Origin of the sequence: Bradyrhizobium sp. DOA1, assembly GCF_001593325.1 — a bacterium.
Classification (GTDB): domain Bacteria; phylum Pseudomonadota; class Alphaproteobacteria; order Rhizobiales; family Xanthobacteraceae; genus Bradyrhizobium.
Genome location: NZ_JXJM01000001.1, coordinates 4,487,785 through 4,512,682, shown reverse-complemented (window position 1 = coordinate 4,512,682; position 24,898 = coordinate 4,487,785). Strand labels below are relative to the sequence as shown.

The 24,898-nt window shown below is 64.2% G+C and carries 21 protein-coding genes; 12 read left to right on the top strand and 9 right to left on the bottom strand.

What is annotated here, in order from left to right; translation table 11 throughout:
- From SE91_RS21170 to SE91_RS21160, 3 genes are all read left to right on the top strand, one after another.
- A partial coding sequence (locus tag SE91_RS21170) for a methyl-accepting chemotaxis protein (RefSeq protein WP_245318485.1) occupies nt 1-509 on the top strand: 509 nt, incomplete at its 5' end.
- A 168-nt stretch (nt 510-677) separates the two neighbouring features.
- Nucleotides 678-3,857 carry an efflux RND transporter permease subunit gene (locus SE91_RS21165; protein WP_061848975.1) on the top strand — a complete coding sequence of 1,060 codons (3,180 nt, stop codon included), beginning with the start codon at nt 678-680 and terminating at the stop codon, nt 3,855-3,857.
- Nucleotides 3,844-5,040 carry an efflux RND transporter periplasmic adaptor subunit gene (locus SE91_RS21160; RefSeq protein ID WP_061848974.1) on the top strand — a complete coding sequence of 399 codons (1,197 nt, stop codon included), beginning with the start codon at nt 3,844-3,846 and terminating at the stop codon, nt 5,038-5,040. The genes SE91_RS21165 and SE91_RS21160 overlap by 14 nt, the downstream gene beginning before the upstream one ends.
- A 104-nt stretch (nt 5,041-5,144) precedes the next feature.
- Here the strand turns inward: SE91_RS21160 and SE91_RS21155 are convergent, their stop codons facing one another.
- Both SE91_RS21155 and SE91_RS21150 read right to left on the bottom strand, forming a co-directional pair.
- The gene (locus tag SE91_RS21155) at nt 5,145-6,653 is read right to left on the bottom strand and encodes an acetyl-CoA acetyltransferase (protein WP_061848973.1); all 1,509 of its coding nucleotides are present in this window, start codon (nt 6,651-6,653) and stop codon (nt 5,145-5,147) included.
- 165 nt (nt 6,654-6,818) lie between these two features.
- Entirely contained in the window at nt 6,819-7,952 is a 1,134-nt protein-coding gene (locus SE91_RS21150; RefSeq protein ID WP_061848972.1) for a nitronate monooxygenase, read from the bottom strand.
- Between the two features lie 248 nt (nt 7,953-8,200).
- Here SE91_RS21150 and SE91_RS21145 point away from each other — a divergent pair, with 248 nt between their 5' ends.
- Together SE91_RS21145 and yghU are read left to right on the top strand one after the other, a co-directional pair.
- Nucleotides 8,201-9,856 (top strand): flavin-containing monooxygenase, encoded by a 1,656-nt coding sequence (locus SE91_RS21145; RefSeq protein WP_061851227.1) that lies wholly within the window; start codon nt 8,201-8,203, stop codon nt 9,854-9,856.
- Between the two features lie 170 nt (nt 9,857-10,026).
- The gene (yghU, locus tag SE91_RS21140) at nt 10,027-10,902 is read left to right on the top strand and encodes a glutathione-dependent disulfide-bond oxidoreductase (RefSeq protein WP_060737640.1); all 876 of its coding nucleotides are present in this window, start codon (nt 10,027-10,029) and stop codon (nt 10,900-10,902) included.
- Nucleotides 10,903-11,040: 138 nt separating this feature from the next.
- On the opposite strand, the gene SE91_RS21135 is transcribed toward yghU, so the two are convergent.
- The 4 genes from SE91_RS21135 to SE91_RS21120 all read right to left on the bottom strand — a co-directional run bounded on the left by SE91_RS21135 (nt 11,041) and on the right by SE91_RS21120 (nt 14,621).
- Nucleotides 11,041-11,658 carry a flavin reductase family protein gene (locus tag SE91_RS21135; RefSeq protein ID WP_061848971.1) on the bottom strand — a complete coding sequence of 206 codons (618 nt, stop codon included), beginning with the start codon at nt 11,656-11,658 and terminating at the stop codon, nt 11,041-11,043.
- A 117-nt stretch (nt 11,659-11,775) separates the two neighbouring features.
- Nucleotides 11,776-13,053 carry an acyl-CoA dehydrogenase family protein gene (locus SE91_RS21130; RefSeq protein ID WP_061848970.1) on the bottom strand — a complete coding sequence of 426 codons (1,278 nt, stop codon included), beginning with the start codon at nt 13,051-13,053 and terminating at the stop codon, nt 11,776-11,778.
- Between the two features lie 296 nt (nt 13,054-13,349).
- Nucleotides 13,350-13,730, bottom strand: coding sequence for a VOC family protein (locus SE91_RS21125; protein ID WP_061848969.1), 381 nt, complete (start codon nt 13,728-13,730; stop codon nt 13,350-13,352).
- Nucleotides 13,731-13,841: 111 nt separating this feature from the next.
- Nucleotides 13,842-14,621: an SDR family NAD(P)-dependent oxidoreductase gene (locus SE91_RS21120; RefSeq protein WP_008550082.1), complete on the bottom strand. Its 780-nt coding sequence runs from the start codon at nt 14,619-14,621 to the stop codon at nt 13,842-13,844.
- Here SE91_RS21120 and SE91_RS36415 point away from each other — a divergent pair.
- Genes SE91_RS36415 through SE91_RS21105 form a run of 4 tightly spaced genes read left to right on the top strand, consistent with a single transcriptional unit; the run spans nt 14,620 to nt 16,988 of the window.
- The gene (locus SE91_RS36415; protein WP_144441287.1) at nt 14,620-14,826 is read left to right on the top strand and encodes a hypothetical protein; all 207 of its coding nucleotides are present in this window, start codon (nt 14,620-14,622) and stop codon (nt 14,824-14,826) included. The two genes, SE91_RS21120 and SE91_RS36415, sit on opposite strands and share 2 nt — an antisense overlap.
- A gap of 10 nt (nt 14,827-14,836) precedes the next feature.
- Complete coding sequence (locus tag SE91_RS21115) at nt 14,837-15,625, top strand: enoyl-CoA hydratase/isomerase (RefSeq protein WP_060735488.1); 789 nt, start codon at nt 14,837-14,839, stop codon at nt 15,623-15,625.
- Nucleotides 15,622-16,608, top strand: coding sequence for a phosphotransferase family protein (locus SE91_RS21110; protein ID WP_060735489.1), 987 nt, complete (start codon nt 15,622-15,624; stop codon nt 16,606-16,608). The genes SE91_RS21115 and SE91_RS21110 overlap by 4 nt, the downstream gene beginning before the upstream one ends.
- 2 nt (nt 16,609-16,610) lie before the next feature.
- Nucleotides 16,611-16,988, top strand: coding sequence for a DUF6285 domain-containing protein (locus tag SE91_RS21105; RefSeq protein WP_060735490.1), 378 nt, complete (start codon nt 16,611-16,613; stop codon nt 16,986-16,988).
- A 122-nt stretch (nt 16,989-17,110) separates the two neighbouring features.
- Here SE91_RS21105 and SE91_RS21100 read toward each other — a convergent pair whose 3' ends face one another.
- Nucleotides 17,111-17,890: an enoyl-CoA hydratase-related protein gene (locus SE91_RS21100; protein WP_061848968.1), complete on the bottom strand. Its 780-nt coding sequence runs from the start codon at nt 17,888-17,890 to the stop codon at nt 17,111-17,113.
- A gap of 209 nt (nt 17,891-18,099) precedes the next feature.
- Here SE91_RS21100 and SE91_RS21095 point away from each other — a divergent pair, with 209 nt between their 5' ends.
- Nucleotides 18,100-19,374, top strand: coding sequence for an acyl-CoA dehydrogenase family protein (locus SE91_RS21095; protein ID WP_061848967.1), 1,275 nt, complete (start codon nt 18,100-18,102; stop codon nt 19,372-19,374).
- A gap of 116 nt (nt 19,375-19,490) precedes the next feature.
- Here SE91_RS21095 and SE91_RS21090 read toward each other — a convergent pair whose 3' ends face one another.
- Both SE91_RS21090 and SE91_RS21085 read right to left on the bottom strand, forming a co-directional pair.
- A complete protein-coding gene (locus tag SE91_RS21090; RefSeq protein WP_060735491.1) occupies nt 19,491-21,068 on the bottom strand; it encodes a fatty acid--CoA ligase in 1,578 nt (525 codons plus the stop codon).
- 261 nt (nt 21,069-21,329) lie between these two features.
- Nucleotides 21,330-22,202, bottom strand: coding sequence for an SDR family oxidoreductase (locus SE91_RS21085; RefSeq protein ID WP_061848966.1), 873 nt, complete (start codon nt 22,200-22,202; stop codon nt 21,330-21,332).
- Nucleotides 22,203-22,307: 105 nt separating this feature from the next.
- On the opposite strand from SE91_RS21085, the gene SE91_RS21080 reads away from it, so the two are divergent.
- On the top strand, nt 22,308-23,117 hold the full coding sequence (locus SE91_RS21080) for a crotonase/enoyl-CoA hydratase family protein (RefSeq protein WP_061848965.1): 810 nt from the start codon (nt 22,308-22,310) through the stop codon (nt 23,115-23,117).
- A gap of 139 nt (nt 23,118-23,256) precedes the next feature.
- A complete protein-coding gene (locus tag SE91_RS21075) occupies nt 23,257-24,801 on the top strand; it encodes an acyl-CoA synthetase (RefSeq protein ID WP_061848964.1) in 1,545 nt (514 codons plus the stop codon).
- Nucleotides 24,802-24,898: the final 97 nt, after the last annotated feature.

The following is a 24,898-nucleotide window of genomic DNA, read 5'->3' as shown; positions in this document are numbered from 1 at the left end:
TTGGCGACGTCGTCGAGCTCATCAACACCATCGCCGGACAGACCAACCTGCTGGCCCTGAACGCGACCATCGAGGCGGCACGCGCCGGCGAGGCCGGCCGCGGCTTTGCCGTGGTGGCTTCCGAGGTGAAGGCGCTGGCCGAGCAGACCGCGAAGGCGACGGGCGAGATCGGCCAGCAGATTTCCGGCATCCAGGCCGCGACCAACGACTCGGTCGGGGCCATCAAGGAGATCTCCTCGACCATCGAGCGTCTGTCGGAGATCTCTTCGGCGATCGCGGCGGCCGTGGAGGAGCAGGGCGCAGCGACCCAGGAGATCGCTCGCAACGTGCAGCAGGCAGCGCAAGGCACCCAGCAGGTTTCTTCCAACATCACCGACGTGCAGCGCGGTGCGACCGAGACCGGCACGGCCTCCTCGCAGGTGTTGTCGGCGGCGCAGATGCTGTCGAACGACTCGAACAGGCTGAAGAGCGAGGTCGGCAAGTTCCTCAATTCGGTCCGTGCCGCCTGAGGCACGCCGCCGCATGGCTGCGATGTCAATTCGCAGTGCGGTAGCAGGGAAGTGAATGCGGCAAGGCCGCCGGAGATTAGCGTTTCCGACGGCGCTCGGGTAAAGGGGAATGGGGATCGCCGTGGGGGCGGATTCCACATTCTCGTTTGACCTGGAATTGCCTGGCGCATGATTGCTCTGGTCCGTATTGCCCTGAGCCGGCCCTATACTTTCGTCGTGCTCGCGCTTTTGTTGCTGATCATCGGACCGCTGGCGGCGCTGCGGACGCCGACCGACATCTTCCCGGACATTCGCATTCCCGTGATCGGCGTGGTCTGGCAGTACACCGGCCTGCCGCCTGACCAGATGTCCGGCCGCATCACCACGCCGTTCCAGCGTGCGCTGACGACGACGGTCAACGACATCGAGCACATCACCGCCAATTCGTATAACGGCTTCGGCATCATCAAGATCTTCTTTCAGCCGAACGTCGACATCCGCACCGCCAACGCCCAGGTCACCGCGATCTCGCAGACGCTGCTCAAGCAGATGCCGCCGGGCGCGACGCCGCCCTTGATCCTGAACTATTCGGCTTCCACGGTGCCGATCATTCAGGTCGCGCTGTCAGGCGAGGGGCTCACCGAACAGAATCTCGCCGATATCGGCATCAACCAGCTTCGCACGCCGTTGGTCACCGTGCCCGGCGCGGCGATCCCGTATCCCTTCGGCGGCAAGCAGCGTCAGGTCCAGATCGATCTCGATCCGACCGCGCTCCAGGCCCGCGGCCTCTCGGGTCAGGACGTCGCCAATGCGCTGGCAGCCCAGAACCTGATCACGCCGGTCGGTACCCAGAAGATCGGTCAGTTCGAATACAACATCCAGCTCAACAATTCACCGCTCCGGATCGACGAGCTCGGCAATCTGCCGATCAAGACCGTCAACGGTGCCATGGTCTATGTGCGCGACGTCGCGACCGTGCGCGACGGCAATCCGCCGCAGACCAACATCGTCCACGTCGACGGCAACCGCTCGGTGCTGATGATGGTGCTGAAAGCCGGCGCGACCTCGACGCTCGACATCATCGCCGGCATCAAGCAGAAGGTGATCGACGTCAAGGATCAGATGCCCGACGCCCTGAAGATCGGCTTTATCGGCGACCAGTCGGTGTTCGTCCGTGGCGCGATCCAGGGCGTCGCCGTCGAAGGCGTGATCGCGGCGCTGCTCACCAGCGTCATGATCCTGCTGTTCCTCGGCAGCTGGCGATCGACGATCATCATCGCGGTCTCGATCCCGCTATCGGTGCTCGGCGCCATCATCATGCTGTCGGCAATCGGCGAGACGCTGAACATCATGACGCTCGGCGGCCTCGCGCTCGCGGTCGGCATCCTTGTCGACGATGCCACGGTGACGATCGAGAACATCAATTACCATCTGGAGCAGGGCAAGCCGGTCGAGCAGTCGATCCTCGACGGCGCCAACCAGATCGTGACGCCGGCCTTCGTGTCGCTGCTCTGCATCTGCATCGTCTTCGTGCCGATGTTCTTCCTCACCGGCGTTGCGCGCTTCCTGTTCGTGCCGATGGCGGAAGCCGTGATGTTCGCGATGATCTGGTCGTTCATCCTGTCGCGCACGCTGGTGCCGACTATGGCGAACTATCTGCTCAAGGCGCATGTCCATCACGAAGGCGGACCCCCGAAATCGCGCAATCCCTTCGTCTGGTTCCAGCGCGGCTTCGAGGCTCGGTTCGAGCGTATCCGCGGCGGCTACCACAACTTCCTTGGCCTCGCGCTGGCGCACCGCGCGGTGTTCGTGATCGGCTTCCTCTGCGTCGTCGGCGCGTCCTTCGCGCTGGTGCCGTTCCTCGGGCGCAACTTCTTCCCCGCGGTCGATGCCGGCAACATCCTGATGCATGTCCGCACGCAAGTCGGCACCCGCGTCGAGGAGACCGCCAATCAGCTCGCCGACATCCAGAAGGCCGTCCGCAAGCTGATTCCGGGCGAGATCGAGACCATGACCGACAATATCGGCATGCCGATCTCCGGCATCAACATGACCTACAACAACACCGGCGTGATCGGCCCGCAGGACGGCGACATCCAGATCAAGCTGAAGGAAGGCCACAAGCCGACGGAAGAGCACGTGAAGGTATTGCGCGAGCAGCTGCCGCGGCTGTTCCCCGGCGTCAGTTTCGCGTTCCTCCCCGCGGACATCGTCAGTCAGATCCTGAACTTCGGCGCGCCGGCGCCGATCGACCTCCAAATCCGCGGCGCCAACCTTCCAGCCAATTTCGCCTACGCCAACAGCCTGCTGGCGAAGGTCCGCAAGATTCCCGGCGTTGCCGACGCGCGTATCCAGCAATCGCCGAACAATCCGACCTTCAACATCGACGTCGATCGTACCCGCGCGCAATATGTCGGCCTGACCGAGCGCGACGTGACCAACAGCCTCGTGGTCAACCTCGCCGGCTCCTCGCAGGTGGCGCCGACCTACTACCTCAATCCCGACAACGGCGTGTCCTACTCGATCGTGATGCAGACGCCGCAGTATCAGATCGATTCACTCAGCGCGCTGCAGACGCTGCCGATCACCGCGGCCGGCAATTCGCAATCGCCGATCCTCGGCGGCATCGCCGACATCAAGCGCTCGACCTCGAGTGCGGTGGTCTCGCAATACGACATCCAGTCGATGGTGCAGATCTTTGCCACGACCACGGGCCGCGATCTCGGTGCGGTCGCGGCCGATATCCGCCAGCTCATCGCCGATACCGCCAAGGACGTGCCGAAGGGCTCCTCCGTCGTGCTGCTCGGCCAGGTGCAGACCATGAACAGTGCCTTCACCGGCCTGCTGTTCGGCCTGCTCGGTGCCGTCGTGCTGATCTACTTCCTGATCGTCGTGAACTTCCAGTCCTGGTCCGATCCGTTCGTGATCATCACGGCCCTGCCGGCTGCGCTCGCCGGCATCGTCTGGATGCTGTTCATGACCGAGACGACGCTGTCGGTGCCGGCCCTGACCGGCGCCATCATGTGCATGGGCGTTGCCACGGCCAACAGCGTGCTCGTGATCTCCTTCGCGCGCGAGCGCTACGAGGAGCTCGGCGATCCCATTGCGGCCGCGCTCGAAGCCGGCTTCGTCCGGTTCCGTCCGGTGCTGATGACTGCGCTCGCCATGATCATCGGCATGGCGCCGATGGCCCTGGGGCTGGGCGAAGGCGGCGAGCAGAACGCGCCGCTCGGCCGCGCCGTGATCGGCGGCCTGATCTTTGCAACCTTCGCCACGCTGATGTTCGTTCCCGTGGTGTTCAGCATGGTACACAAGAAGCAAGGCGCCAAGGCCGCCGCCTTATTGGAGACCGCGCATGTCGCCCACTGAACCCCGCTCCCCGGTGTCGCACCGGAAACTGGGCATCTTCGGCGTGGTGGCGCTGATTGCGGCAGGCCTCGTCGTGGGCACCGGCATCCGCGCCCGCGAGGAGCAGGGCACCAAGCTGAAGGAATGGACCGACGATCAGGCCATTCCCACCGTCGCGGTGACCCAACCCAATGCCAAGGCGCTCCACGCCACCCTCGATCTGCCCGGCCGGCTGGAAGCCTATTACCGCGCTCCGATTTTTGCGCGCGTGTCGGGTTACCTGAAGAGCTGGAACGCCGACATCGGCGCCCGCGTCAAGGCCGGGCAGGTGATTGCCGAGATCGAAGCGCCGGACCTCGACCAGCAGCTCTTGCAAGCCCGCGCCGACCTCGCCAGCCAGCAGGCCAGTGCACGGCTGTCGGAAGCGACGCTGAACCGGCGCAAGACGCTTGTCGCCTCGAACTTCGTCTCGGCGCAGGAGATCGACGAGCGGACGGCGGATCTCTCCAACAAGAACGCGGCCGTCAATTCGGGCAAGGCCAATGTCGAGCGGCTGGAAGCACTGGCCGGCTACAAGAAGATCACCGCGCCGTTCGACGGCGTTGTCACCGCACGCGATACCGACGTCGGCGCGCTGATCAATGCCGGCGGCGGCTCGGGCCCGGCGATGTTCGTGGTCTCCGACATCAGCAAGCTGCGCGTCTACGTCAACGTGCCCCAGAACTATGTCCCGGCGATCAAGATCGGGGCCAAGGCCACCATCACGCTGCCCGAATACCCGAACCGGAATTTCCAGGCGACCGTGGAGGCTTCCTCGCAGGCCGTCGATGTCGCCTCCGGCACGACGCGCATGCAGCTCGGGCTCGACAATTCCTCCGGCGAGCTGATGCCCGGCGGCTACGCCAGCGTGAAGCTGAACCTGCAGCGCGACTCCGCGCCGCTCAGCATCCCCGCCAGCGCGCTGATCTTCAACAGCAGCGGCCTGCGCGTTGCGACCGTCGGACCGGACGACAAGGTGCTGTTCAAGACCGTGACCATCGCCCGCGATCTCGGCCGCGAGATCGAGCTGGCCTCGGGCATCGCAGCGGAAGACCGCGTCATCACGGCGCCGCCAGACGGCCTGTCGGACGGCGATGCGGTGCGTGTCGTTGGCGGCAAAGGCAAGCCGGCAACGGCATCGGAGAAGCAGGCGCCACGGAGTTAGGACGGTCTCGTAGGGTGGGCAAAGCGAAGCGTGCCCACCATCTTGCTTTATCGGAAAAGCAAGGTGGGCACGGCGCAGGAGCGCCTTTGCCCACCCTACGAGATCTACGCCACCCGCCACTCCGGCACGCCATCCGCAGCCATCGTGATCTCGCCAAGCGAACCGACCGGCGTGCGATCGATGTCGAGCAGATGCGCCAACGTCGCACTGTCGCCCGCCGGAATCCGCGCCAGCGTGCGCCGGCCATCCTGCGTGCGCAGCATCACCACGCCGTGCTCGACATCGCCGCCGCGGCCGTAGAGCACCGTGAAGCTCTCGACCTTGCCCTTGCCGTTTACCTCGGTCACGAACTCCGGCACTGCGCGTTTGTTGCGGTCGGCTTCGCCTTGCACGCTGGTTTCCTGCGCCAGCGCTTCGCGCGGCGGGGTCTTCGACACCACCAGCGCGTGATGCTTGGTGACGAAGCCGCCCTGGCCGTAGAGCAGGCCGAGGCTGGCGCCATCCCGCACACGCCGGACCATCGCGCAGGCGGCATGAGTCATGTAGGTATTGAGCGGCGCGCCGAAGAAGGTGAGGCCGCCCGTCACGGTCGGCTGCACGTCGGCACCTAAGCCCAGCGTTCGCCGTGCCATCTTGGGCACGCAGGGAAAACAGCTGTAGAGCTCGATCGCGTCGAACTTCTTGCCGTCGTCCCCAGCGAGATCCATCACCGCGTTCAGCACGGCGTTCTGCGGATGGCTCTCATAGAACTGGTCGCGGAGGAGATAATCGCGCGGCTCCTCCGCCGAGGCACCGCCAAGCGGGTAGACGAGCTTGTCCTCGGCAATGCCGGCCTCGCGTGCCTTGGCGAGGCTGGTGAGCAGCAGCGCGCCGCCCATGTTGACGCTGGGATTGGCGACCATGAGCTTGTTGTAGGGCCAAGCGATCAGACGGTTGTCCGCGGTCGGCGTCGTGATCTCTTCAGGGGTGTAGCGCCGCTTCAGCCAGGCGTTTGGATTTTGCGCGGCGGCTTCAGAATAGCGCGACCACAGCGTCCCTGATTCCGCCATCGCCTCGCGCGGCGTCTGGCCCCACTGCGCCGACGAAGCCGCTTCATAGAACGGATAGACGGTGACCGGGCGAAACACGCCGAGCTTCACCGCCAGCGGCTTCTGGAATGCCGCGCCGCGCTTGGGCTCCTCGACATCGTGGGCGAACGGCGTCCATGGCAGCTTGACCCCGGCGCGTTCGGCCTTGGTCGCAGTCGATTGCGCCTCGGCGCCGCAGACCGCGGCCACCACACACTCGCCGCGCGCGATGCGCTTGGCGGCCTCGTGGATGAAGCGGATCGGGCTCTCGCCGCCGACGGGACCGTAATAGCAATGCGCCGGCGAAATGCCGAGGCGGTGCGCCAACAGCTTCTCCGGATCGCGATAGCGCCAGCTCAGGAAGTTGACGACGTCGAGCGATTCCACCTCGTCGAGCAGCTTTGCGCCGGCATCGGCCTCGGCACGCCGTAGCGCCTGTTCGAGCAGGTCGAGCGGCTCGAGGCCCTCGGTGATCTCCTTGGGGCGGTCGACGATCTCGCCGATGCCGACGATGACGGGGGTGCGTTCTTCGGGGATATTGGTCATTTCTTCTTGCTTCGTTTCATATCCTGGGCACGCCGCCGCCCTTCGAGGGCCGCTGAAGAAGCGGCCACCTCAGGGTGACGGCTACGGGGACGACGTCATCCTGAGGTGCGAGTCCGGCGGCGCATGGCGCCGTCGGACGAGCCTCGAAGGATGGGCTAGGGGCATTCACTCCGCCACCAGCGCATTCATGTGCTCGACGGCTTCGGCAAACTCTTCCTTGAATTCCTGCACCACTGCGCCGGCCGACTTCACGCTGTCGATCAACCCGACGCCCTGGCCGACGAAATAGCTCACGAGGTCGCGCGCCCTGGCGTTGCCACTCGCGGCGGCGCGGTCGATCGAATGGAAGGCGTCGCGGCTGATGATGCTTTGCAGCGGCATCGGCAATGCGCCCGGGCTGTCCGGCGCACGGTCCCAGGCATCGGTCCAGACCGAGCGGAGCTGCCGAGCCGGCTTGCCCGTGCGGCCCTTCGAACGCACGGCGTCGCGCGAGGACGCCGCGATCATCTTCTCGCGAAAGATCTCCGTGGTCTCGGCCTCGACCGTGGCCAGCCACACCGAACCGGTCCAGGCGCCGGCCGCGCCCATCGCCATGCAGGCCGCCATCTGCCGTCCCGTCATGATGCCGCCGGCCGCCAGCACCGGCACGTCGCGGATCTTCTTGATCGCCTTGATCACCTCCGGCACCAGCACCATGGTCGAGACCTCGCCGCAATGGCCGCCGGCCTCGGTGCCCTGCACCACGAGGATGTCGACGCCGGCCGCGACCTGGCGCAGTGCGTGCTCCTTGGCACCGACCAGGGCTGCGACCGGCACGCCGTGCTTCTTGCCCATCTCGATCATAGCCTTGGGCGGCACGCCGAGTGCATTGGCGATCAGGCGGATCGGATGATTGAAGGAGACTTCGAGCAGCTCCAGCGCCGTTTTCCCGTCGAACGGCTGCGGCTGGTCGGCCGCGACCTCCGTCGTCGTGAGCTCGATGTCGTATTTCTTCAGGAGATCACGCGTGTAGCTGCGATGCGCCTGCGGCACCCGCGCTTCCAGGCTCTTCCAGGTGACATCCTTCTCGCCCGCGGTCGAGATGTTCTCGGGGATCAGCACGTCGATGCCGTAAGGCTTGCCGTCGACGTGATCGTCGATCCACTTCAGCTCGCGTTCGAGCGTATCCGGCGTGTGCACGGTGGCGCCGAGCACGCCGAAGCCGCCGGCGCGGCTGACGGCGGCGACGACATCGCGGCAATGGCTGAAGGCCAGCAGCGGGAACTCGATTCCCAGCATGTCGCAGATCGGCGATTTCATGGCTCTCTCCCGGCGGCCTTCGCGTTCTCGTTGCCTTGGTGGGCGAAGCGAAACGACGCTAGCCGATCGTCGCGCACGATGCCATGCCGGATTCGGCGGAGCATCTTGCGTGTAGACGCCGCGCGCGGCGGCAGCCATTCCGTCGCGTAAAATAAGCAGGGCAGGAGGCTTCGATTAGCCTCTTGCGCTTTTGCAGCAGTGAGCGAATGCTGGCGCACAACAACAGAACAACGTGGGAGCGCCAACCGATGTCGTCAGCGCAATCGAGCCCCGTCCGCGCAAGCGAGGCCTACGACGTTGTCGTCGTCGGCGCTGGTTTTGCCGGCATGTACATGCTGCATCGCCTGCGCGGGCTCGGCTTCTCGGCGCGCGTCTATGAGCAGGGCGACGGTGTCGGAGGCACCTGGTACTGGAATCGTTATCCCGGCGCGCGCTGCGACGTCGAGAGCATGCAATATTCCTACTCGTTCTCGGAGGAGCTCCAGCAGGAGTGGGACTGGAGCGAGCGCTATGCTCCGCAGCCCGAGATATTGAAGTATGCCAACCACGTCGCTGACCGTTTCGATCTGCGTCGTGACATCCAGTTCAAAACCCGCGTCGAGCGCGCCATGTTCGACGAGCGCGCACAGCGCTGGTCGGTGACGGCCTCCAACGGCAAGACGGTTCAAGCCCAGTTCGTCGTGCTCGCCACCGGCTGCCTCTCGAACGCGCGCAAGCCCGATATCAAGGGGCTCGATGATTTCAAGGGCTCCGTCTACCATACCGGAAATTGGCCGCACGAGGATGTCGACTTCACCGGCCTGCGCGTCGGCCTGATCGGCACGGGCTCATCCGGCATCCAGTCGGCGCCCGTCATCGCCGCCCAGGCCAAACATCTCACAGTGTTTCAGCGCACGGCGAATTTCTCGATCCCAGCTCGTAATGCCGCGCTGACGGACGAGGAGCGTAGCGCGTTCCGCAAGAACTATCCGGAGATCCGCCGCTTCGCCCGCGAAGTCGCCCGCAACGGCATCTATGCCGAGCAACCCGATCGCGGTGCGCTCGATGACGCTGACGATGCTCGTCGTGGAAAGTACGAGAAGCGCTGGGAGAACGGCGGGCTGACCTTCATGTATGTCTACAACAATCTCGGCCTCGAGCGTTCCGCGAACGACACCGCCGCCGACTTCGTGCGCGGCAAGATCGCCGAGATCGTGAAGGATCCGGAAACCGCGAAGCTGCTCCAGCCCAACAGCCATCCGATCGGCACCAAGCGCATCTGCATCGACACGGATTACTTCGCGACGTTCAACCGTTCGAACGTCTCGCTGATCGACATCAAGACCAACCCGATCGAGGAGATCACCGCGAACGCGGTTCGTGTCGCCGGCAAGGATCATGAGGTCGACGCACTGGTGATGGCGACGGGCTTCGACGCCATGACCGGATCGGTCGCGAAGATCGACATCATCGGCCCGGGCGGGCAGACGCTGAACCAGAAATGGGCGGAGGGACCGAAGACCTATCTCGGGCTGATGAGCGAGGGCTTTCCGAACCTCTTCATCATCACCGGCCCGGGCAGCCCCTCGGTGCTGTCGAACATGATCGTGTCGATCGAGCAGCACGTCGACTGGATCGCCGGTTGCCTGACTCACATGCGCAAGCACGGCCTTGTCACGATGGAGGCGGAGAGGGAGGCCGAGGAGAAATGGGTCGCCCATGTCAATGAAGTCGCCCACGGTACGCTCTATCCGCAGGCTAATTCCTGGTACATGGGCGCCAACATCCCCGGCAAGCCGCGCATCTTCATGCCCTATATTGGCGGCGTCGGCGTCTACCGCCGCATCTGCGACGAGGTCGCGGCGAAGGGGTATGACGGGTTCGTGATGGGACGGGCGCAGCAGCCGCAGGCTGCGGCGTCCTAGGTGACGCCGTCATTCCGGGGCTCCGCCCTCCGGGTGCCCGGAATGACGGGCGGGAAGGGGGTGCCATGCCGAAACGTTGATTTGCCCAGCCGGGCAATGCGTTTCGCCGCCCTTGCCATCGGGCGTGCGGGGCCTAATTAATGCAGGCGCATCTTTCCGCCGGAGCTCCCATGACCGACACCCCCGCCTACGTGCCGCCCAAAGTCTGGACCTGGAACAAGGAGAATGGCGGGCAATTCGCCAACATTAATCGTCCGATCGCCGGGCCCACTCATGAGAAAGAGCTGCCCGTTGGTAAACATCCGCTCCAGCTTTATTCGTTGGCAACGCCCAACGGAGTGAAGGTCACGGTGATGCTGGAAGAGCTGCTGGCGCTCGGTCACAAAGGCGCCGAATACGACGCCTGGCTGATCAGGATCGGCAACGGCGACCAGTTCGGCAGCGGTTTTGTCGACATCAATCCGAACTCGAAAATCCCAGCGCTCATGGACCGCTCCGGGCCCGAGCCGATCCGCGTGTTCGAGTCCGGCTCGATCCTGTTCTACCTCGCCGAGAAGTTCGGCGCCTTCCTGCCGAAGGACATCAAGACCCGCACCGAAGCCATGTCCTGGCTGTTCTGGCAGATGGGTAGCGCGCCCTATCTCGGTGGCGGCTTCGGTCACTTCTACGCCTATGCGCCGACCAAGATAGAATACGCCATCGATCGCTTCGCGATGGAGACCAAGCGTCAGCTCGACGTGCTGGACCGGCGGCTCGCCGACAACGAATATCTCGCGGGCAAGGAGTACACCATTGCCGACATGGCGGTGTGGCCATGGTACGGCGCGCTCGCCAAGGGGCTGGTCTATGGCGCCGGCGAATTCCTCTCGGTGCAGGATTACAAGAACGTGCAGCGTTGGACCGACCAGATTGCCCAGCGTCCGGCCGTGAAGCGCGGCCGCATGGTCAACCGCGTCTCCGGCGATCCCGCCAGCCAGCTCCACGAGCGCCACGACGCCAGCGATTTCGAGACCAAGACGCAGGACAAGCTCGAGGCGGCGAGGTAGCTCTTCTTCCTCGCCCTGCGTGCGCAGAGACGTCGAATTCGATCGAAGTCTCGTAGGGTGGGCAAAGCGAAGCGTGCCCACCAATTAGCATAATGCGTACAAAAGACGTGGGCACGGCGCTATGCGCCTTTGCCCACCCTACGACCTCTTCACGCCTTCTGCCGCCGGAAACACCACGCGGTCATCGGTGCGGCAGTAGCGGTCGGCGAACATGCGGCCGATCGGGTGATAGCGGTCCATGTGCACCCGCATCGCCTCGGGATCCCAGAGCTCGTCGCGGATGTGGAAGTGGATGCCTTCGCCCATGATCAGGCGACGATCGTCGTTGACGTCGATCAGCTTCCAGAGCTTGCACTCCATCGCCCAGGGCGTGTCCGCCAGCCGCGGCACCGCGATGCTGGTCGAGGGCGCGAGCTTCAGGCCGAGATAGTCGGGCTCGCCGATATCAGACGGAAAATCGCCGCTACTCTCGTGCATCGCTTTCGCGAGCGGCTCGTCGGCGATGTTGACGACGAACTCGCCGGTTCGCTGGATGTTGAGGAACGTGTCCTTGTCCTCACCATCAGGCTTGCGGTTGGCCGCGAACATGCAGAGGGGCGGATCCTCGCAGAATGCGTTGAAGAAGCTGAACGGTGCGGCATTGACCACGCCGGTCGGCCCCAACGTAGTCACCCACGCGATTGGCCGCGGCAGGATGAAGGAGGTCAGCACCTTGTAGCGCTCGCGTGGCGTCAGGTCGCTGGCGGCGTAGTCCATGGACTTTCCTTTCCGTCGAACGCCTTCGTAGGGCGGATTAGCCGAAGGCGTAATCCGCCATCTCGCAAGGAAACGGCGGATTACACTTTGCCAATCCGCCCTACGACATCTCGTCGATCACGCCATGCTCAGTTCATGTCGCCCGACCACCATCCAGTGCACCTCATCCGGACCGTCGGCGAAGCGGAGATGACGGACGTCCTGATACATCTCGGCGAGCGGGGTCCAGTGCGAGATGCCGGTGGCGCCGTGCATCTGGATCGCCTGGTCGATGATCTTGCACGCACGCTCGGGCACCATGGCCTTGACCATGGACACCCAGACGCGGGCCTCCTTGTTGCCGAGCACGTCCATCGCCTTGGCGGCCTTGAGCACCATCAGCCGCATCGCCTCGATCTCGCAGCGCGCCTGCGCGATGATCTGCATGTTGCCGCCGAGATGGGCAATCTTCTTGCCGAAGGCCTCTCGGGTGAGCCCACGCTGCACCATCAGATCGAGCGCCTTCTCGGCCTTGCCGATGGTGCGCATGCAGTGATGGATGCGTCCCGGCCCAAGGCGGAGCTGTGAGATCTCGAAGCCGCGGCCTTCGTCGAGCAGCATGTTCTCCTTCGGAACGCGGACATTGTTGAAGCGCATGTGCATGTGGCCGCGCGGGGCGTGGTCCTGGCCGAACACGTACATCGGACCGAGCACCTCGACGCCCGCAGTATCGCGCGGCACCAGGATCTGCGACTGCTGCTTGCTCGGCGCCGCATCCGGATTGGTCTTCACCATGACGATGAGGATCTTGCAGCGGGGATCGCCGACACCGGAGATGTAATACTTCTCGCCGTTGATGACCCATTCGTCGCCGACCAGCTTGGCGGTCGTCGAGATGTTCTTGGCGTCGGAGGAGGCGACGTTCGGCTCGGTCATGACATAGGCCGAGCGGATCTCGCCGTTGAGCAGCGGCTTCAGCCACTTCTCTTTCTGCTCCTTGGTGCCGACGCGCTCCAGAACCTCCATGTTGCCGGTGTCGGGCGCCGAGCAGTTCATGCTCTCCGAGGCCAGCGGGCTCTTACCGAGCTCGGAGGCGATATAGGCGTAGTCGAGATTCTTCAGGCCCTGGCCGGTCTCGTCGTCGGGCAGGAAGAAGTTCCAGAGGCCTTCCTTCTTGGCCTTGTTTTTGGCGACCTCGAGCACCTCGAGTTGCTTCGGCGTGAAGCTCCAGCGATCTTCCTTGCCTTCGCCGGCCTTGGCGAACTCGATCGACATCGGCTCGACGGTGTCGCGGATGAACTTCTTGACGTGATCATAGAGCGGCCGGACCTGGTCCGACATGCGGAGGTCGTTGAGCTCGTCGCCGGGATTGAGGGTGTAGTTGGTGGTGCGGGGAATGTAGGTGTGTTTTGTCATTGTTCCTCCCGGGGATCGCTGAGATTGCTGGGCGCAAGAATAGTCGCAGCGCCGCCAAAGTGCGAGCGCGCATTTTCACGCGCAAGCATGCCATGCGATGGAATTCGCGAGCGCGTTTGAAATGTTGTTTGAATGGGGCGGGGCAAAGAGGCGTCGGCCGCGCCTCATTCTCCGCTGTCATCGCCCGGCGAAGACCGGGCGATCCAGTATTCCAGAGACAGCGAGGATCGAATCGAGAAGCCGCGGCGTACTGGATTCCCCGCTTTCGGGGAATGACAGCTGTGGGTACGTCTACGTCAGCTCGCCAGCCGATGCATCGCGCAAATCTTGTTGCCGTCGAGATCGCGCAAATAGGCCAGATACAGCTTGCCGCCCGGGCCTTGGCGGACGCCCGGCGGATCCTCGATCGATTTCGCGCCCGCCGCGAGGCCGGCCGCGTGCCAGGCGTCGACCTGCTCCGGCGAGTTGCAGGCAAAGCCGATCGTGGCACCATTCGCGCAGGTGGCCGGCTCGCCGTTGATCGGCTTCGACACCGAGAACACGCCGGTTTTGGTCATGTAGAAAATGCGATGCCCATCAACCATCGCCGGTCGCACCTCGAGCGTGCCGAGCAGCTTGTCGTAGAACCCTTTGGCCTTGTCGAGGTCGTTGGTGCCGATCATGACATGTGAGAACATTTGCCCATTCCCTCAGAGTTTATCGCCCGGATGGAGCGTCGCGCAATCCAGGTCTGTTTGCTCTTGGCCGTCCCGGATCGCGCTGCGCTCCATCCGGGTCTACTGGAAAGATCAGAATGCCGTATAGCCGCCGTCGATCACGAACGTATCGGCCGTATGATACGACGACGCCTTGCTCATCAGATAGACGGCAATGCCGCCGAAATCGGAGGCTTCGCCGAAGCGCCGCACCGGGATGCGCGGCATCACGTTGGCGACGAACTTGTCGTTGGCCATGATGCCTGCGGTCATGTCGCTCTTGATCCAGCCGGGCAGGATCGCGTTCGCGGTGACGCCGTGGCGCGCCAGCTCGACGCCGAGCGCGCGCACCAGCGCGTTGATGGCGGCCTTGGTTGCGGCATAATGCTCGTTGCGCGCGGTGCCGAAGATCGAGGCGAGGCTCGAGGTCGCAACCAGCCGGCCGAAGGGATCGCCGGCATTGGCGCGCTCGGTCATGTGCTTCGCGGCCGCCTGGAACGCGTGGAAAACACCGTCGAGATTGGTGGCGAACATCGTGCGCCATTCCTCCTCGGTGCGCTCGATGAAGGACCGCCTTCCACCGCCGCCGATGCCGGCGTTGGCGAAGCAGCCGTCGACCCGGCCGAAGGAATCGAGCGTCGCCTTCATGGCGGCATTGACCGAGGCTGGATCGGTGACGTCGCAGATGCGGGTCTCGACCTTGCCGGCCAGGCCGGCCAGGCTTGCGGCAGCAGCCTTGTTCTTGTCCGCATTGCGGCCCCAGATCGAGACGTTGCAGCCCTGGGCGGCAAGCGCTTGCGCGATGCCGAGCCCGATGCCGCCATTGCCGCCGGTGATCACGGCGGCGCGGCCGGAAAGGTCGAAAAGGTTCATGGCGCGTTTCCCGTTCTTGGCAAGTTTCTTGGTCAGTTCTTGGCAAGTTTCTTGGCAAGTGATCCTGGCATGCGGCGCATCAGCCGCTGCGCGCAAGATTGCTTGCTATGCTCTGATCACCATGGACAAGACCGCGCCAAAAATCAAATATGCGCCCCGGCAAAACAAATTCCGGTCTGCGAAACTGTCGCAGGCCGGCAACTGACGAGGAAACCATGCAGTTCAAACACGTCACGCTCGATCTCGATGGTTCGGTCGCGATCCTCAGGCTCGACCATCAGGAGGTGATGAACGCGGTCTCCGTGGACATGCTGGGGGGCCTCGCCGAAGCACTCGATGCGATCGAGGAGAAGAAGGACGAGGTGCGCTGCGTCGTCTTGACCGGCGCGGGGCGGGCGTTCTGCACCGGCGCCAATCTTCAGGGCCGCAACAACCAGTCGAAGAAGACCAAGGCCGGCCTGACGTTGGAGACCGGCTTCCATCCCTTCCTGCGCCGCATCCGCAATCTGCATTGCCCGATCGTGACCGCGGTCAACGGCCCGGCGGCCGGTGCCGGCATGAGCTTCGCGCTGCTCGGCGACATGATCTTATGCGCGCGATCCTCCTACTTTCTTCAAGCGTTCCGCCGCATCGGCCTCGTGCCGGATTGCGGCTCGACCTGGCTCCTGCCGCGCCTCGTCGGCCGGGCCCGCTCGATCGAATTGTCGCTGATGGGCGAGCGGCTGCCGGCCGAGAAGGCGCTGGAATGGGGCCTCGTCAACCGCGTCTATGATGACGGCGTGCTGATGGAGGAGGCGATGAAGCTCGCGCGCGAGCTCGCCAGCGGCCCCACGGTCGCTCTGTCGCTGATCCGCAAGCTCTATTGGGACAGTCCGGAAAACTCCTTCGAGGATCAGCTCAATCTCGAATTCCAGTGCCAGCTTCGCGCCGGCGACACCCAGGATTTTCGCGAGGGCGTCGGCGCCTTCCTGGAGAAGCGGCCCGCGCAGTTCAAAGGCAAATGATCGAGGCGGAGCTCTCGCGCAGCGTCGCGCGCTGGTATCCGGGCGCGACCGGCGTCACAGGTGCCGCAAAACTGTCCGGCGGCGCCAGCCAGGAAACCTGGCGCTTCGACATCGTGCATCCCGATGGGCCGATCGGCGCGATCCTGCGCCGCTCGCCGAAGGGCTACGGTGCTGCGCCGACGCGCGCGGCGGGTCTTGCCGCCGAAGCGCAGCTGATGCAGCTCGCGTTTGAGGCCGGCCTGCCGTCGCCGCGCGTCATGCATGTGCTGACGCGGGAGGACGACCTCGGCACCGGCTTCATCATGCAGCGGGTCGAGGGCGAGACCATCGCGCGCAAGATCTTGCGCGATGAGGAATACGCAAAGGCGCGGCCAATGCTCGCGCGCCAGATCGGCGGCGTGCTCGCCGGGTTGCACCGGTTGCCGCAGGATCAATTGCCCGAGCTGCGCAAGAGGGGCGCGACGCAGGAGATCGCCGAGTTCGAGCGCGACTATCGCAGCCTGAACTGGCCCAAGCCCGTGTTCGAGCTGGCGCTGCGCTGGCTGCGCGATCAAGATCCGGGCCCTTCGGCCGAGACGACGCTGGTGCACGGTGATTTCCGCAACGGCAATCTCATCATCGGTGCCGACGGCGTCCGCGCCGTGCTCGACTGGGAGCTCGCCCATCTCGGCGATCCCATGGAGGATCTCGGCTGGGTCTGCGTCAATTCCTGGCGCTTCGGCGAGATCGACAAGCCGGTCGGCGGTTTTGGCACGCGCGAGGATTTGTTCGCGGGCTATGAGGCGGCAGGCCGCAAGGTCGATCCTGCGCGCGTGAAATTCTGGGAGGTGATGGGAACGCTGCGTTGGGGCATCATGTGCGGGGGCATGATGCAGCGCTTTCGCGAGGGGCCGGACCATTCCATGGAGCGCGCCATGATCGGCCGCCGCGCCTCCGAGACCGAGATCGATCTGCTGCGCCTCTTGGCGCCGCGCGGGAGCTGACCATGCAGGACGAACCGACCCCGATCGAGCTGACCAAGGCGGTCGCCGATTTCCTCCGCAGCGACATCACGCCGTTGATCTCCGGCCACCAGGCCTTCAAGCTGCGCGTCGCCATCAACATCCTCGATCTCGTGACGCGGCAATTGACGCAGGAGCAGGGGAGCGATGCGAGGGAGGTGGAGCGCCTGCGCGTGCTGCTCGGCACGGACGGCTCGGTGACAGAGCTCAACCGCGTGCTCGCCGATCGCATCGCCAAAGGAGAGGTGGATCTCGCAACGCCCGGCCTCGCCGAGCATCTGTGGGCAACCACGATGGACAAGCTGGCCGTCGATCAGCCGAATTATGCTTCGTACAAGCGGGAGCTGGGGCGAGGCGGGTAGGTCTCTCCCCGTCATTCCGGGGCGTCGCGAAGGACGAGCCCGGAATCAATTCATCCACCGTCTCTGACGCTCGATGAATTCCGGGCTCGCGCCTGTCGGCGCGCCCCGGAATGACTAGAGCCCTACTTCCCCACCCATTTCGGCGGCCGCTTCTCCGAGAACGCCTTCGGCCCCTCGATGTAATCCTGCGAAGCCACCATCGCCTTCACCGCCGGATAGTCCCGCTGCTCCTCGATCGCCTGCTCCAGCGACACGCCGAGCCCCTTCTGGATCGCCTGTTTCGAGGCCCGGATCGACATCGGCGAGTTCTTGGTGATCATCTCCGCCCAGCGCAGCGCGGCCGACAGCGCTTCGCCCTGCGGCACCACCTCATTGACGAAGCCGAGTTCCTGGCCTTCCTTGGCGCTGACATGACGCGCGGTGAGGATCATGCCCATCGCGCGCTTCAGGCCGATCTGGCGCGGAAGCCGGTGCAGGCCGCCGGCGAGTGCAGCGAGGCCCACGCGCGGCTCGGGCAGGGCGAAGGTCGCATTCTCCGAGGCGACGATGAGGTCGCACGCCAGCGCGATCTCGAAACCGCCGCCCATGGCAACGCCATTCACCGCGGCGATGATTGGCTTGTCGCAGTCGAAGCGCGAGGTGAGGCCGGCAAAGCCGCCCTTGTCCCAGCCGCGCTTGCCGCCTGCCGCCTGCCACTTCAGATCGTTGCCGGCGCAGAACGCCTTGTCGCCGGCGCCGGTAACGATCGCAATCCACTGCTCGGGATCTCCGGAGAAATCGTCGAACACTTTCTGGAGCTCGAAATGCGCGTCGGTGTGCAGCGCGTTGTAGACCTCGGGCCGCGACAGCGTGACGATCGTGATCGGCCCCTTGCGTTCCACCTTCGAAAACTTCAGCTCCATCGCGCGCTCCCGCATTTTCTCGTGAAGGAATATTGGCGGCATACTAACGCGCGTCAGCGCGGCAACACCATCGAATTGCGCGGACGCTTTTGCGCGTCCGACACGTCCGCCTCGCTTGACTTGCGTAGGGTCTTCTCCGCTTAATCAAGCGAAGCAAAACGCGCCTAGCGCCTTAACGCAAAACGATAAAATCATTCGGGAGAGAACCCTTGGATTTCTCGCTGCCTGCCGATCTCGTCACCTATCTCGGAGAGCTCGACCGTTTCATCGAACGCGAGATCAAGCCGCTGGAAGAGGCCGACGACAACATCCGTTTCTTCGATCATCGCCGTGAATGGGCGCGCACCGATTTCGAGAATGGCGGCCTGCCGCGGCACGAATGGGAAGCGCTTCTGCGCAAGGCGAAGGATCTCGCCGATGCCGCCGGGCACCTTCGCTTCCCGGTGCCGAGGCAATATGGCGGCAAGGACGGCTCCAACCTGTGGATGGCGGTGATCCGCGAGCATTTTGCCGCCAAGGGTCTCGGCCTGCACAACGACCTCCAGAACGAGCACTCCATCGTCGGCAATTTCCCCGTCGTCACCATGCTCGACCGCTACGGCCGCGACGACCAGAAGGCGATGATCGATGGCTCGATCAAGGGCAAGTATCGCATCACCTTCGGCCTCACCGAGCCGCATCACGGCTCGGACGCGACCCACATGGAGACGCGCGCGGTCCCGGCGACCCGCGACAACGTCAAGGGCTGGATCATCAACGGCGAGAAGATGTGGACGACCGGCATGCACGTCGCCACGCATTGCGCGCTGTTCGCGCGCACTGCCGGCAATGACGGCGATGCCCGCGGGATCACCTGCTTCCTGGTTCCGGCCAAGAGCCACGGCGTGAAGGTCGAGGAGTACATGTGGACCTTCAACATGCCGACCGACCATCCCCGGGTCAGCTTCACCGACGTGTTCGTGCCGGAGGATGCGCAGTTCGGCGAGGTCGGCCGCGGCCTGTCGCTGGCGCAATGCTTCGTGCACCAGAACCGTATCCGCCAGGCCGCAAGCTCGCTAGGCGCCGCGGTCTACTGCATCAATGAGAGTGTGAAATACGCGCGCGAGCGAAAACCGTTCGGCAGGGCACTCGCTGAAAATCAGGCGATCCAGTTCCCGCTGGTGGAGCTGGCGACACAGGCCGCGATGCTGCGCCTTCTGATCCGCAAGACCGCCTGGGAGATGGACCAGCTCACCGAGGAGCAAATCGAGCGCACGCTCTCCGACCGCGTCTCGATGTGCAACTATTGGGCAAACCGCCTGTGCTGCGAATCCGCCGACCGCGCCATGCAGGTCCACGGCGGCATGGGCTATTCACGCCACAAGCCGTTCGAGCACATCTACCGCCATCACCGGAGGTATCGCATCACGGAAGGCAGCGAGGAGATCCAGATGCGCAAGGTGGCGGGGTTCTTGTTCGGGTACATGGGGCCGGGGAAGCATTGAGGCATGCGCCGGCTTCGTAGGGTGGGTTAGCGAAGCGTAACCCACCAACTTCTATTCGAGTGAAAAGTGAAGTGGTGGGTTACGCCTGCGGCTAACCCACCCTACGGCACCGCCTTCTAATTCACCCGTCGATCCTTCCCCGCCCAATACGGCTCGCGCAACTGCCTTCGCAGAATCTTGCCGCTCGGATTCCGCGGCAATTGCGGCAAGAACTCCACGCTCTTCGGCGTCTTGTAGCCGGCGATGCGCTCGCGCGTGAAGTTGATGATGTCGGTGGCGCTCGCCTCTTTGCCCGGCTTCATGACCACGACGGCCTTCACCGCTTCGCCCCATTTGTCGTCGGGCACGCCGATCACGGCGGCTTCCGCGACATCGGGATGGTCGCACAGCGCGCTCTCGACCTCGGCCGGATAGATGTTCTCGCCCCCGGAGATGATCATGTCCTTGATGCGGTCATGGATGTAGAGATAGCCGTCCTCGTCCATGTAGCCGGCGTCACCGGTGCGCAGCCAGCCGTCGCTGCGCAGCGTCGCGGTAGTCGCCTCCGGCAGGTTCCAGTAGCCCGCCATGTTGGAGCCCGACCGCGTCGCAATCTCGCCAACCTGCCGCGGCGGCAGCGGCTTGCCGTCGACGTCGAGGATCGCGATCTCGACGCCCGGCAGCGCCTTGCCGGCCGACCGCATCCGCTCCAGCCCCTCGACATGGTCCTCCGGCGGCAGCGCGACGATCGTTCCGGTCGTCTCAGTCATGCCGTACATCTGCACGAAGCCGCATTTGAAGACCTCGATGCATTCCTTCAGCAGGGCCGCCGGTATCGGCGAGGCGCCGTAGAGCATGTATTTGAGCCGCGAGAAATCCACCGATCTCGCGCGTGGCTGCCGCACCACGAACTGCATCGCGGCCGGCACCATGAAGAGCTTGGTGATGCCCGACTGCTCGAAGAAGTCCAGCACCTTGGTTGGGTCGAATTCGCGCGCGATGACGCCGCGGGCGCCGTGATAGAGCCCCATCACGCCCCAGCCGGAGCCGCCGATATGGAAGACCGGCATCGCCACCAGCGAGACGTCGTCGGTCGACCACCTGTTCCACTCCGGCTTGTCCTCGGCATTGCCCGTCTGCACCAGATTGAGGAAGTTCGCGTGGCTCAGCATCGCGCCCTTCGGCTTGCCCGTCGTGCCTGACGTATAGAGCTGGATCGCGATATCCCTGGTGTCGATCGGCACCTTCGGATCATCACCGCTCTGCGCATCGCGCCAAGCCGCAAAATCCTGCCATTCCGGCGCGCCGCCCTCGGTGGTGATGACGGTGCGTACGCCGGGTAGCTTGTCCTTGATCTGGCGGACGAGAGCAATGAACTCCGGCCCGACGAACAGCACCGGCGCCTTGCAATCCTCGACGATGAAGGCGACCTCCGGCCCTGCGAGCCGCCAGTTCACCGGCGCCATCACCACGCCGGCCTTCATCGCGCCCATCAACAGCTCGAAATAGAGATCGCTGTTCTTGCCGAGATAGGCGATGCGGTCGCCCTTCTTCACGCCCATCGCGATCAAGGCGTTGGCGACCTTGTTGGTCTTGACGTCGAATTCGGCAAAGCTGGTGAGGCGGCCCTCGAACTCGTAGGCCACGGCATCGCCGCGGCTCTTCGCGCGCTCGCGCACCATGTCGGCGAGATTCGCCAGTGGCTGTGTGGACATGTCTCTCCCGTACATCTTTCTTTTATGCCGCGGAGTGTGAAGTCAATCGCGGGTGAAGACAAGATGGGGGCGGGAAACGCGCAGCTCTCTCAACACCGTCGTCCCGGCGCAGGCCGGACCCATAACCACTCAACGCAATTTGACGAAGACTGGTTATGGCCGATCTTCGCCAAATCACTTTCGGTGCGTATGGGTCCCGGCCTTCGCCGGGACGACGGCGGCGTGCGGAGCGATGTCTTCAAGTCTCTTTTTGCAGAGTGATCAACCCCGCTTCGCGCGGTCCTTCTCGTTCTGCGCCATGATGCTTTCGCGCGCGGCTTTCCAGTCGTCGTCGCTCCAGTCGCGGAGCTGGTAGAAATTGCCGCCCATCGCCAGCGCCTGCGCGCCGTCCATGGCGATGGTCTCGCCGTTGATCCAGTCGCAGCCGCCGGAAATCAGGAACACGGCGACGTTCTGCAGTTCCTCCATGGTGCCGACGCGGCCCATCGGGTTCATCGCCTTGGTGCGCGCGCCGGCCTCGTCGCCCGGCTTGATGCGCTTGCTCATGCCTTCGGTCGGGATTTCGCCCGGGGCGATGGTGTTGAGGCGGATGCCGTGCCGGCCCCATTCGGTCGCGAGCGACATCGTCATGGCATGGATCGCCGACTTGCTCATCGCCGAAGGCACCACGTAGGGCGAGCCGTTGCGCACCCAGGTCGTGGTGATCGAGACGACGTTGCCGGGCTGCTTTGCCGAAATCCAGCGCTTGCCGACCGCATGGGTCACGTAAAACGTGCCGTGCATGACGATGTTGGCAACCGCATCGAAGCCGCGCGGCGAGAGCTCCTCGGTGCGAGAGATGAAATTGCCGGCCGCATTGTTGATGAGATCGGTGAGGGGACCTTCGCGGAAGATGGTCTCGATCATCTCTTCGACCGCGAGCGCGTTGCGGATGTCGACGCCGTGGCTGGTGACCCGGCCGCCATACTCGGCCATCAATTCGGTCGCGGTCTCGTCGCAGACGATCTTGCGCCGGCCGCAGATGTGCACCTCGGCGCCGAGCTGGAGGAAGCGCGCCGCCATCGACTTGCCGAGCCCAGTGCCGCCGCCGGTCACGAGAATGCGCCGTCCGGCCAGAAGATTTTCCTTGAACATGGCTGTTTCTCCCGTACGGATTGTCAGTTAATTGGTCGATTGACTAAATCCGGCCGCCGGCGTCCTGTAAAGCGGCACTGAACAAGAACAGGGGAGAATTCATCCATGGAAGATCGCGTCTCGATCTCGATCTCGGAAGGCGTCGCCGATGTGCGGCTGGTGCGCGCGGACAAGATGAATGCGCTGGATCAGGCTATGTTCGAGGCGCTTGTCGCGGCAACCGAGCGGCTTTCCAAGGACAAGAGCGTGCGTGCCGTGGTCCTCTCCGGCGAGGGCCGCGCCTTCTGCGCCGGTCTCGACATGGGGCGTTTTGCCGCCATGAAGGAGAAGGGCGGCAACGGAATTCCGGGTGGCGAAAATCGCGACCTCACCAAGCGCACCCATGGCCAGGCGAACTTTCCGCAACAGGCGGTGTGGGGCTGGCGCCAGCTTCCGGTTCCGGTGATCGCGGCCGTGCACGGCGTCGCCTTCGGCGGCGGCTTCCAGCTTTCGCTCGGCGCCGACATGCGTTTCCTTTCAGCCGATGCGCGCATGTCGATCATGGAGATCAAATGGGGCCTTGTCCCCGACATGGCGGGCACGCCGATCCTGGCCTCGCTCGTGCGCGACGACATCCTGCGCGATCTCACCTATACCGGGCGCATCTTCTCCGCACAGGAGGCGATGGCTTACGGCCTCGCCACGCGCATCTGCGACGATCCGCGCGCGAGCGCTCTCGAAGTCGCACGCGAGATCGCCGGCAAGAGCCCCGACGCGATCCGCGCCGCAAAGCGGATGCTCAACAATCTCTCTGTCGATCCGGGTCCGGCACTGCTCGCCGAGTCCGTCGAGCAGCAGAAGCTGATCGGCAGTACGAACCAGACCGAGGCGGTGAGGGCGAACCTAGAGAAGCGCGCGCCAAAATTTGCGGATTGATTATGTCTCCGTCATGGCCAGGCTTGTCCCGGCCATCCACGTTCTTGATGCAAGCGACAAAGCAAGGATGTGGATCACCGGGACAAGCCCGGTGATGACGACCAACTGCCACCGTCGCTGGCAACAAAGAAAAACAACAATGAGCGAAACGTCCAACTTCCTCGGCATCGTCTCCGGCGAACGCCGCCGTTCCCATGCCGAAGTCGCCGACCGCGCCGACCGCATCGCCTCCGGCCTTGCCAAAATCGGCGTCAAACCCGGCCATTGCGTCTGCATGCTGATGCGCAACGACATCGCCTTCCTGGAAGCCGCCTATGCCGCAATGCGGCTCGGGGCCTACGGCGTGCCGATCAACTGGCACTTCAAGCCTGAGGAGATCAACTACATCCTCGGCGATACCGGCACGTCCGTGCTGATCGGACATGCCGACATGCTCCATGCCTTGCGCGATGCAATTCCCGCTGATGTCACCGTGCTTAGCGTGCCGACGCCGCCGGAAATCGTCTCCAACTACAAGATCGACCCCGACCATCTGGCGCCCCCTGACTTCGCGATGGATTTCGAATCCTGGCTCGCACAATTCCAGCCCTATGACGGCCCGGTCGTGCCGCAGCCGATGAACATGATCTACACCTCGGGCACGACTGGCCATCCCAAGGGCGTCCGCCGCAATGCGCCGACGCCGGAGCAGCAGGCGGCCGGTGAGCGCATGCGTGCGATGATCTATGGGCTCAAGCCCGGCGCCCGCGCGCTGCTGCCGGGCCCGCTCTATCATTCCGCGCCCAACTCGTTCGGCATCCGCGCCGGCAAGCTCGGCGGCGCGCTGGTGCTGATGCCGCGCTTCGAGGCCGAGGAGTTTCTCGTTCTGATCGAACGCTACAGGATTGACACCATCTTCATGGTGCCGACCATGTTCATCCGCCTGATGAAGCTGCCGGAGGCGGTGCGCAAGAAATACGATGTCTCCTCGCTGCGCCACATCATTCATGCCGCAGCACCGTGCCCGGCCGACGTCAAGCGCGCCATGATCGAATGGTGGGGGCCGGTGATCTATGAATTCTACGGCTCGACCGAATCCAGCGCCGTCACCTTCGCAACATCGGAGGATGCGCTGAAGAAGCCCGGCACCGTCGGCAAGATTTCGCCCGGCGCCGAACTGCGCTTCCTCGGCGAGGACGGAAGCGTGCTCGGCGTCGGCGAGATCGGCGAGATCTACTCTCGCATGGCCGAGCTGGCCGATTTCACTTACCACAACAAGCCGGAGAAGCGGGCCGAGATCGACCGCGACGGCTTCATCACCTCCGGCGATGTCGGCTATATCGACGAAGACGGCTACGTCTTCATCTGCGACCGCAAGCGCGACATGGTGATCTCGGGCGGCGTCAACATCTACCCGGCTGAGATCGAGTCGGTCTTGCATGCCGTGCCCGGCGTGCACGATTGCGCGGTGTTCGGCATCCCCGATGCCGAATTCGGCGAGGCGCTGATGGCGGTGGTGGAGCCGCAACCCGGAATCACGCTTGCTGCGTCCGATGTCCGCGCCGCACTGAAGGCGCATCTGGCCGACTACAAGGTGCCCAAGCACATCGAGATCCGCAGCGGCCTGCCGCGCGAAGATTCCGGAAAGATCTTCAAGCGCCGCCTGCGCGATCCCTATTGGGAGCAGGCGGGACGAAAGATCTGACAACTCGACGACGACCCGTAGGGTGGGCAAAGCGGAGCGTGCCCACCAAACCCGCTTACGGAGACAGATCGTGGGCACGGCGCAAACGCGCCTTTGC

What these genes read in the sequence shown, in the direction of transcription:
- SE91_RS21100 (WP_061848968.1), bottom strand. Translation starts at nt 17,890, where the DNA reads ATGGAGCTGAAGTTTTCGAAGGTGGAACGCAAGGGGCCGATCACGATC.
- SE91_RS21090 (WP_060735491.1), bottom strand. Translation starts at nt 21,068, where the DNA reads ATGTCCACACAGCCACTGGCGAATCTCGCCGACATGGTGCGCGAGCGC.
- yghU (WP_060737640.1), top strand. Translation starts at nt 10,027, where the DNA reads ATGACCGACACCCCCGCCTACGTGCCGCCCAAAGTCTGGACCTGGAAC.
- SE91_RS21150 (WP_061848972.1), bottom strand. Translation starts at nt 7,952, where the DNA reads ATGAAATCGCCGATCTGCGACATGCTGGGAATCGAGTTCCCGCTGCTG.
- SE91_RS21135 (WP_061848971.1), bottom strand. Translation starts at nt 11,658, where the DNA reads ATGGACTACGCCGCCAGCGACCTGACGCCACGCGAGCGCTACAAGGTG.
- SE91_RS21125 (WP_061848969.1), bottom strand. Translation starts at nt 13,730, where the DNA reads ATGTTCTCACATGTCATGATCGGCACCAACGACCTCGACAAGGCCAAA.
- SE91_RS21120 (WP_008550082.1), bottom strand. Translation starts at nt 14,621, where the DNA reads ATGAACCTTTTCGACCTTTCCGGCCGCGCCGCCGTGATCACCGGCGGC.
- SE91_RS36415 (WP_144441287.1), top strand. Translation starts at nt 14,620, where the DNA reads ATGGCGCGTTTCCCGTTCTTGGCAAGTTTCTTGGTCAGTTCTTGGCAA.
- SE91_RS21085 (WP_061848966.1), bottom strand. Translation starts at nt 22,202, where the DNA reads ATGTTCAAGGAAAATCTTCTGGCCGGACGGCGCATTCTCGTGACCGGC.
- SE91_RS21105 (WP_060735490.1), top strand. Translation starts at nt 16,611, where the DNA reads ATGCAGGACGAACCGACCCCGATCGAGCTGACCAAGGCGGTCGCCGAT.
- SE91_RS21160 (WP_061848974.1), top strand. Translation starts at nt 3,844, where the DNA reads ATGTCGCCCACTGAACCCCGCTCCCCGGTGTCGCACCGGAAACTGGGC.
- SE91_RS21110 (WP_060735489.1), top strand. Translation starts at nt 15,622, where the DNA reads ATGATCGAGGCGGAGCTCTCGCGCAGCGTCGCGCGCTGGTATCCGGGC.
- SE91_RS21145 (WP_061851227.1), top strand. Translation starts at nt 8,201, where the DNA reads ATGTCGTCAGCGCAATCGAGCCCCGTCCGCGCAAGCGAGGCCTACGAC.
- SE91_RS21165 (WP_061848975.1), top strand. Translation starts at nt 678, where the DNA reads ATGATTGCTCTGGTCCGTATTGCCCTGAGCCGGCCCTATACTTTCGTC.
- SE91_RS21075 (WP_061848964.1), top strand. Translation starts at nt 23,257, where the DNA reads ATGAGCGAAACGTCCAACTTCCTCGGCATCGTCTCCGGCGAACGCCGC.
- SE91_RS21115 (WP_060735488.1), top strand. Translation starts at nt 14,837, where the DNA reads ATGCAGTTCAAACACGTCACGCTCGATCTCGATGGTTCGGTCGCGATC.
- SE91_RS21155 (WP_061848973.1), bottom strand. Translation starts at nt 6,653, where the DNA reads ATGACCAATATCCCCGAAGAACGCACCCCCGTCATCGTCGGCATCGGC.
- SE91_RS21080 (WP_061848965.1), top strand. Translation starts at nt 22,308, where the DNA reads ATGGAAGATCGCGTCTCGATCTCGATCTCGGAAGGCGTCGCCGATGTG.
- SE91_RS21130 (WP_061848970.1), bottom strand. Translation starts at nt 13,053, where the DNA reads ATGACAAAACACACCTACATTCCCCGCACCACCAACTACACCCTCAAT.